Here is a 7,669-nt window from a genome sequence, read left to right on the forward strand (position 1 = left end):
CTCGAGCTCGGGCCCGACCTGGTCGTCCAGTGGGGCGACCGGGGGCGGGGATCGTGGCCCCGCTGACCAATGCGGGGCTGACCGTCGCCCGGCTGAAGTACGGGACCCAGGAGTTCCTCGAACAGGCCGCGACCCTCTACGGGGACCTGTTCGGGAGGCGGGACCGGTCGGACCGGCTGGTGTCCTGGATGCAGGAACGGCGTCGGCATCACGAGAGCACGGCGGCTCCGGGCGGACGCCGCGTCCTGTACTTCCAGGCCGTCGCGCAGGGGCTCAAGGTTGCGGGCAGGGGCCAGTACAACGACTTCACGACGACCCTCGCCGGCGGCGTGAATCCCGCCGCCGAGCTCCCGGGACAGGCCCGGTGTGGACCTGGAGCAGGTCCTGGCCTGGGATCCGGACATCATCCTGCTCGGCAAATTCGCCCCGACGCTGCCCGAGGATCTCTACCGGGATCCGGCATGGGCGGCCGTGGATGCGGTCCGGGCTCGGCGGGTCTACAAGGTCCCGCTGGGTGGCTACCGGTGGGACCCACCGAACCAGGAGTCCCCGCTGATGTGGGAGTGGCTCGCCGGCCTGGTCGCCCGCGGCGAGGTCCCGCGCACCCTTCCTGCGTCGATCCGGACGCAGTACGCCTTCCCCTACGGTGCAGAGCCCAGCGACGCCCAGATCGCGGCCATCCTGCAAAGCACGGCCAATCGGGAGTCCGTCGGCTATGCCGCCCTCGGTACGTGAGCGGCCGGTCACCGCGGGCGCGGTGCGGCGGGTACGGCGCTCGTCGAGCGTCGTCGGCGTGCCGCTGATCGTGGCCGGCGCGGTCCTGGCCGGGCTGGCCGTCGGCCGGTACTCGATCCATCCGTTCGAGATCACCCGGATCCTGCTCGGCCAGGTCCTGCCGCTGGAGCAGACGTGGTCGCCGACCGAGCCGCGGCGGTCCTCAACGTCCGAATGCCCCGGATCCTGATGGGGCTGCTGGTCGGGGCCGGGCTGGCGTTGTCCGGAGCCGCGCCGCAGGCGGTGTTCCGGAACCCGATCGTCAACGCCCAGATCATCGGGGTCTCGCCGGGAGCCTCGTTCGGCGGCGCGCTCGCGATCGTCCTCGGGCTCGGGTCGGCGGGGCTGATCGGCGGCGCTTTCCTGTTCGGGCTTGCGGCACTCGGCCTGGTCTTCGTGGTCAGCCGCAGCCGCGAGGGCGGCCAGACCCTGATGATCGTGCTGCCCGGCGCCGTCGTCGGGGCGTTCTTCTCCGCGCTGGTCTCCCTGGTCACCTACTTCGCCGACCCCTACAACGATCTCCAGGCCATCGTGTTCTGGCTGCTCGGCAGCCTGGCCACCGCGACACCCGAGAAGGTCGTCATCGTCGGCGTCCCCGAAGTGCTCGGCACGGTACTGATCCTGTCCCTGCGCTGGAGGATCAACGTCCTGTCACTCGGCGACGACGACGCGCAGACCTTGGGTGTGCTGCCCGGCCCGCTGCGCTGGACGTTGCTGGTCGGCGTGGCCGCGATGGTCGCCGGCGCGGTCGCGGTCAGCGGGGTGATCGGCTGGGTCGGGCTCGTCGTCCCGCACCTGGCGCGGCTCTGGGTCGGCCCCGACCACCGGATCCTGCTGCCGGTCACGGTCGCGCTGGGTGGGGCGTACCTGGTCGCCGTGGACACGCTGACCCGCTGGCTCACCCCAGGTGAGATCCCGGTCGGGGTCCTGACCGCGGTGATCGGCGCTCCGCTGTTCCTGGTGCTGCTGCACCGCAGCAGGCAACGAGGCTGGACCGATGACTGATCTCGTCTTCGACCGGATCGGACATGCGCACACCCCGGACCGGTGGCTGTTCCGCCAGGTCAGTCACCGCTTCACCCCGGGATAGGTGAGTGCCGTGCTGGGCCCGAACGGGCGCGGGAAGTCGACGCTGTTGCGGTGCGCTGTCGGGCTCCTCACCCCGCGCGAGGGACGGATGAGAGGCACCGAGTCGACCGCACACGTACCGCAGAGCCACCGCTCGACCTTCGCCTACGACGTCCTGGACATGGCCCTCATGGGCCGCAGCCGCCGGCTCGGGATGTTCGCGGCCCCGGGACGGCTCGACGTCGCCGCAGCCCGCGACGCGCTCGAGCAGGTCGGGATGGCCGAGCTGGCCGAGCGTCCGTTCACCACGCTCTCCGGCGGGGAACGGCAACTGGTGCTCATCGCCCGGGCCATCGCGGCCGAGCCGGCCCACCTGGTCCTCGACGAGCCCGCCTCCGCACTCGACCTGAACAACCAGGCCCGGCTGCTGGAACTGCTACGCCGGCTCGCCGACGGCGGCCTCGGCATCGTGATGACCACCCACCACCCCGACCACGCGCTGGAGATCGCCGACACCGTCGTCCTGATGCAGGCCGACGCCACGGCGACCGTCGGGCCACCGACGATCTGCTCACCGACGCCGCCGTCGGCGCGCTCTACGAGGTCAGCGCCCGCAGCCTGCACTGGCACGACGAGCACGGCACACCCCGCCGCGCCATCGTCACCGGCCGGACCACCCCGGCACCCACCACCACCGACCGCACCGGCCGGCACCCGTTGACACCGGCGGCGGCCAGGTGCCTGTCACACCGAGGAGTCGCTGAATGTCCAGGATCGCCTGCACCGTTCGACCGTGGACGAAGCTCCCGCTCTCCCGCGCCTTGACCGGCATCGCCCGGTCGGGCTTCGACGCGGTCGCACTACCTGTCCACGGGGTCGAGGAGGTCCTCACCCCGGCCAGCACCGCCGACGAAGCGGCGGCGATCCGCGACGAGATCGCCGGGCACGGTCTCGACCTCGTCGTCCTCAGCCATGCGGCCACACTGGACGGGACCGACGCCGATGCCCTCGCAGCCCTGCGGGCACAGCTGACGCACTGCGCCCGACTCGGCGTCGACACCCTGGTCGACATGGGCACGACCGTCCCCGAGCACTACGACCGCTACCTCGAGCTGATGCGCGCCGGCGCCCGGATCGCACACGACCTCGGAGTCCGGATCGCCGTCAAACCCCACGGCGGGCTGACCCGCACATGCGCCGACCTGCTCTCGGTGCTCGAACGGGTCGATCACCCCGCCTACCGGGTCCGCCTCGACCCCGGCAACCTCGTCCACCACGCCGGCGCCGCCCCGGTGGACGACATGGCCTCCGTCGCCCCCTACGTCATCGCGGTCGGCGTCCGTGACCACCCCGGCCGTGGGCGCCCGGGCGGGGACGACGGCGGCATGCCCCACCGACCACCCCCGGCGACGGGACCGTCGACCTGCAGGGCATGTACACCGCCCTGCGCCGGCACGGCTTCGACGGCCCCAGCGCAGTCGAGAGCCTCACCCCGCAACCGACCCCCGAACGCATCGACACCGAAGCAGCGCGCGCCCGCGACACCGTGACCGCGCTGCTCACCGACACCCCCGCACCGCCCCCCGCCCCGCGGGAACGGATCACCTGCGCCGGCATCGCCACCGGAACCGACGAACCGCTCGCCGGCACCGCCCGCAGCTTCGACCGCTACCTGCTCGTCGAGATCCCGCTTCCCTGGCCGCCCGGGATGGGACGGCCACTGGCCGAGTACCCGCAAGTGCCCGCCTCCCTGCGGGCACCGCTGAGCCGATCCGACGCCGCCGCGACCGCCGCCGGGCTCACGGCCAAGACCCTCGCGCTGGCACCCGACCCCGACTACTCCGTAGCCGGGCACACCCGGGTCATGCACTACACCCGCCCGCACGGGCCAGCCACCGGCTACCACCGCGACGAGTACGTCGTCCCCGACGCCACGGCTCCCGCACTGATCGACGCACTGGCCACCGGCGACCCGCGGGTGCTGTCCCCGTTCGCCGGGTACCGCTACGACGACCCGCACCGGCGTGACCTCGTCGTCTGCACCCACGCCAGTGTCGACGCGTGCTGCGGCCGGCTCGGCTACCCGTCTACCACGCCGTGCGGGAGCGGCTCGGGGCCGAACACCCGGTACGGGTCTGGCGCATCTCCAGCTTCGGCGGCCACCGATTCGCCCCGGTCGCGATCGACCTGCCCGAAGGCCGCTTCTGGGGACGCCTCACCCCCGACGTCGCCGTCCAGCTCGCCGACCACTCCGGGGACCCCGCCGAGATCATCCACCACTACCGCGGCTGGAGTCTGCTCGACACCACAGCCGCCCAGATCGTCGAACACCAGTTGCTCACCGAGCAGGGCTGGTCGTGGATCGGACGACCGACTCACGCCACCGTCCACGAACACGACGACCGCGACACCGTCCGGATCGACGACGGAACAGGTCCCGACGACCTCCCCCCGTCCGCATGGGAGGCGAGCGTGGAAGCGGCCACGACCGACGAAGTCCTGGTCGGATGCGTCGGCCCGTTCGGGGCAATCCAGCGGTACCGGATCACAGACCTGACCCGACCGGAGCAAGCCCCCGCCGCACGGCAGAAGGCACGAGCATGACCACCGCACCCGCGGGGTGAACCGCATACTACGACCGCAACACCACCAGCCCTCCAGAACCGACCCTGGTCACCGCTCCCGGCTCCTTCGCCGACCGGGCTTCGCCCTCGACCTCGGCTGCGGACAAGGACGAGACACCGTGAGCTGCGCCGTCGCTGGGAGATGCGACCCGTGTGAGACCACGCACCGACGAGAAACGACGCCGACCGGCAGGAGGTCCTCTCGGCTGGTCAACGCCGTTCTACGGCCCTGGTCGGGCAGCCCGCTTCGCCTCCCAGAAGATTGTGTCGATCTTTATGGATCGATCGGTCAGCTGCTCCTCGCCGCCGTCGCGAACCAGCCCGGCCGCCACCGCGGCGTCCACGTAGCGGCGGGCGGTCTTGCGGTCCACGCCTGTCTGCTCGGCAATCTTCCGCAGCCCCTTACCGGCCAGCCACGCCCGCAGCACCTCACGGATCTCGATCACGAACACCTCCCGGTACGCCATCCCGCAGGACCTCCAAGTAGATCAACTTGGAGCGATCCGTAGCGGCAACCGACGGGCCGCCCGGCGCGACACGCCGGGTGGTCCCCTTACTGGCAACCAGGTGGTCCCATGACCCTGGCAAGACTTCCCCTGAAGTGGTCCCAAGCTCGTGGCAGATGACACAAGATCGCGGCCGGGAAGACCGCCCGAGAAGCCCAACGCTGAAACGACGCCTCGCCGACCACATCTGGCGCACCATGATCGCCGACGAACGTCGATCCTCCTCAACGACGGCGAGCCCGGGAGGACACACGGGGGCGACTCTGAGATCCAGCGCGGCTGGCCCAACCCCGACAACCAGCACTTCGGATCAGTCACAACCCGAGCCCGCCGATCCGGAGTCTACGACTGCACGGGAACCAACGCCTTGACAAACACAGAGGAAGCCGAAGGGCACCAGCCTCGACCCGCGGATCGACGAGGCGCCATGCCTGGATGGAGGAAACTCAGGCCCAGGGCCGGTCGGCCGGCAGAGGGCCTCCCAGCTCGCGGGTCGCGTCGTGGGCTGTCGTGACGACCGGGTCGACAAGCCCTTCGACGTCGTCGGGACCGATGCGGGATGTGGGGAACCCCACGCCGAGGACGACCGCCAGCTCGCCGGTGTGGTCGTAGACCGGGGCGGCGACCGATCCTACGTCGAGATTCCGCTCGCCGAATGCCACCGCCACGCCGGAGGCGCGGACCTCGTCGAGCTGCCGATCCAGCTCCACGGTCGACGCCGGGGTGTTGTCGGTGAATCGTTCGAGCGTGGCCTCCTCCCCCAGCTCGCTGCGGGCGCCCGGATCGAAGGCGAGGAACACCTTGCCGGGCGCGCCGGCGTGGATCGGCATGACCATCCCGACCTTGAAGGGCCGGATCACGACATGGCGGGTCTCGGCGACCGCGACGACCGTTCGGAACGTCCCGTCACGGACGTAGAGGCAGGCGCTCTCGCCCGTGTGGTCGCGCAGATCCGCCAGAAGCGGTCGGAGCAGCCGGACCGCGTCGAGACCGAGGGCACCCGGCGAGGCCCATCGCACGAGGGCAATTCCGATCCGGTAGCGGTCACCGTCCCGGTCGAGGTAGCCCTCGGACACTAGGTCCTGCACCAGCCGTTGACACGTGCTCGACGGCAGCCCGGTCGCCTTCGCCAGGTCACGCAGCGTGGGCTCGGGGGACTCGAGGGTGAAGCTGTCGAGGATCGAGCTGATCTTGCGCAACACCAGCGTGCTGCCGCGTCCGTCCACCTTGATTCCGGTCACGAGATCACCCTTCGGGCCGTCGGTCCGCCTGTTGACATCAAACTCTACAGCCCGGAGGCTGGGTCATTCACCCACGATATGGGTCGTCGGATGCACAACGAAGTGAGGTGCTTGCACATGACTGGGTTCGCGCAGCCTGGAGCCCCAGGGGCGTCTCCCTCTCGGCCGACCCGCGTCGGTCTGATCGTCCCGAGCTCGAACACGACGATGGAGACCGAACTTCCCGAGCTGTTCGCACGTCAGTCCGCGGCCACCGGGCTCCGCTACACGTTCCACTCCGGGCGTGCGGCGCTGAAGAACGTGACGCGCGAGGAGCTGCTCGCGATGGTGGGGAAGGCGGCCGAGTGCGCGGCGGCCGTGTCCGACGCCGACGTCGACGTCATCGCCTACGCCTGCCTCGTGGCCGTCATGGCCCAGGGCCCGGGCGAACACGCGGAATCCGAGAGGCTGATCGCGAAGGCGGCCGTCGACAACGGTCACCCCGCCGAGGTCGTCAGCAGCGCCGGAGCGCTCGTTCGCACGCTGTCCGGAATCGGCGTCGGTCGCGTCGCGATGATCACTCCCTACGTGAAGCCGCTCACCCGGATGGTCGCCGACTACATCGAGGGCTCAGGGATCGAGGTCCTGGACGCGACGAGCTTGGAGGTCGACGACAACCTCGCCGTCGGGTGCTTGGACCCCTGCGCCCTGCCCGGGATCGCCCGCAACCTCGAGCTCGACGGGGCAGAGGCCATCGTCCTGTCCGCGTGCGTGCAGATGCCGTCGCTCGCCGCCGTACAAGCCGTGGAGGACGAACTCGGACTCCCGGTGGTCACTGCGGCGACCGCGACCACCTACGAGGTGCTCCGGGCGCTCGGACACACACCCGCGATCAGCGGCGCCGGCCGCCTGCTGGCGGGATGAGGACATCGTGACCCTTTCCCTCATCGCTTTCCTCGTTCTCGTCGCCGCCTTCGCCGTCGGATCGCTGACCAGCATCAGCGCGGGCCTGCTAGCGCTCGTCGCGGCCTTCGGAGTCGGCTCCCTGGTCGCGGGCCTACCGCTCGCCGACGTCATCGGCGAGTTCCCCGCCGGACTGTTCCTCATCCTGGTGGGGGCGACCCTGCTGTTCGGCATCGTCCGGGAGACCGGGACCATCGACCTGATGGCCTACTGGGCCGAGCGGCTCGCGGGCGGCCGCCGCCTGCTGGTCCCCGTCCTCATGTTCGCCCTGACGGCGCTGCTGGCCGCCGCCGGCGCGTTCACACCTGCGGCCATCGCCATCGTCGCGCCCGTCGCACTGGCTCTTGCCTCCCGGTTCGGGATCAGCTCACTCGCCATGGGCCTAGTTGTCGTGACTCGTCACGTTGTCGACGTGGGGAGCCGGCTGATCGGGGGTCGCCCGCCGAGCGCGGAGTGGGCTCGTTCAGTGTTGTAGTGGCGGGTCCAGTCGTCGAGGGCGGCGCGGCGTTCGGTG

At 70.8% G+C, this 7,669-nt stretch carries 10 protein-coding genes and 1 pseudogene; 8 read left to right on the top strand and 3 right to left on the bottom strand.

From position 1 onward, the window contains the following. Positions 1-366: 366 nt before the first annotated feature. The 6 genes from ACLFMI_RS21420 (at position 367) to ACLFMI_RS21445 (ending at position 4,446) form a co-directional block, all read left to right on the top strand. On the top strand, positions 367-735 hold the full coding sequence (locus tag ACLFMI_RS21420; RefSeq protein WP_410949709.1) for a TroA family protein: 369 nt from the start codon (positions 367-369) through the stop codon (positions 733-735). After that, entirely contained in the window at positions 716-964 is a 249-nt protein-coding gene (locus ACLFMI_RS21425; protein WP_410949710.1) for a hypothetical protein, read from the top strand. Before ACLFMI_RS21420 ends, ACLFMI_RS21425 begins: the two co-directional genes overlap by 20 nt. Beyond that, complete coding sequence (locus ACLFMI_RS21430; protein WP_410949711.1) at positions 910-1,779, top strand: FecCD family ABC transporter permease; 870 nt, start codon at positions 910-912, stop codon at positions 1,777-1,779. Before ACLFMI_RS21425 ends, ACLFMI_RS21430 begins: the two co-directional genes overlap by 55 nt. 94 nt (positions 1,780-1,873) lie before the next feature. Beyond that, on the top strand, positions 1,874-2,563 hold the full coding sequence (locus ACLFMI_RS21435) for an ABC transporter ATP-binding protein (protein WP_410949721.1): 690 nt from the start codon (positions 1,874-1,876) through the stop codon (positions 2,561-2,563). 43 nt (positions 2,564-2,606) lie between these two features. Beyond that, complete coding sequence (locus ACLFMI_RS21440) at positions 2,607-3,392, top strand: sugar phosphate isomerase/epimerase family protein (RefSeq protein ID WP_410949712.1); 786 nt, start codon at positions 2,607-2,609, stop codon at positions 3,390-3,392. 547 nt (positions 3,393-3,939) lie between these two features. Next, the gene (locus tag ACLFMI_RS21445) at positions 3,940-4,446 is read left to right on the top strand and encodes a sucrase ferredoxin (protein WP_410949713.1); all 507 of its coding nucleotides are present in this window, start codon (positions 3,940-3,942) and stop codon (positions 4,444-4,446) included. A 241-nt stretch (positions 4,447-4,687) separates the two neighbouring features. Here ACLFMI_RS21445 and ACLFMI_RS21450 read toward each other — a convergent pair whose 3' ends face one another. Together ACLFMI_RS21450 and ACLFMI_RS21455 are read right to left on the bottom strand one after the other, a co-directional pair. Beyond that, positions 4,688-4,933, bottom strand: a complete 246-nt coding sequence (locus ACLFMI_RS21450; protein ID WP_410949714.1) for a hypothetical protein — start codon at positions 4,931-4,933, stop codon at positions 4,688-4,690. Between the two features lie 485 nt (positions 4,934-5,418). Next, positions 5,419-6,213 (bottom strand): IclR family transcriptional regulator, encoded by a 795-nt coding sequence (locus ACLFMI_RS21455; RefSeq protein WP_410949715.1) that lies wholly within the window; start codon positions 6,211-6,213, stop codon positions 5,419-5,421. A gap of 117 nt (positions 6,214-6,330) precedes the next feature. Here ACLFMI_RS21455 and ACLFMI_RS21460 point away from each other — a divergent pair, with 117 nt between their 5' ends. Both ACLFMI_RS21460 and ACLFMI_RS21465 read left to right on the top strand, forming a co-directional pair. Beyond that, a complete protein-coding gene (locus ACLFMI_RS21460; RefSeq protein WP_410949716.1) occupies positions 6,331-7,116 on the top strand; it encodes a maleate cis-trans isomerase family protein in 786 nt (261 codons plus the stop codon). A gap of 7 nt (positions 7,117-7,123) precedes the next feature. Next, positions 7,124-7,546, top strand: a pseudogene (locus ACLFMI_RS21465) (SLC13 family permease); the annotation flags it as partial. Between the two features lie 8 nt (positions 7,547-7,554). Here ACLFMI_RS21465 and ACLFMI_RS21470 read toward each other — a convergent pair. Further along, a partial coding sequence (locus ACLFMI_RS21470; protein WP_410947556.1) for an integrase core domain-containing protein occupies positions 7,555-7,669 on the bottom strand: 115 nt, incomplete at its 5' end.

The sequence above is a fragment of the Pseudonocardia nantongensis genome, from assembly GCF_046546495.1.
GTDB lineage: Bacteria > Actinomycetota > Actinomycetes > Mycobacteriales > Pseudonocardiaceae > Pseudonocardia > Pseudonocardia nantongensis.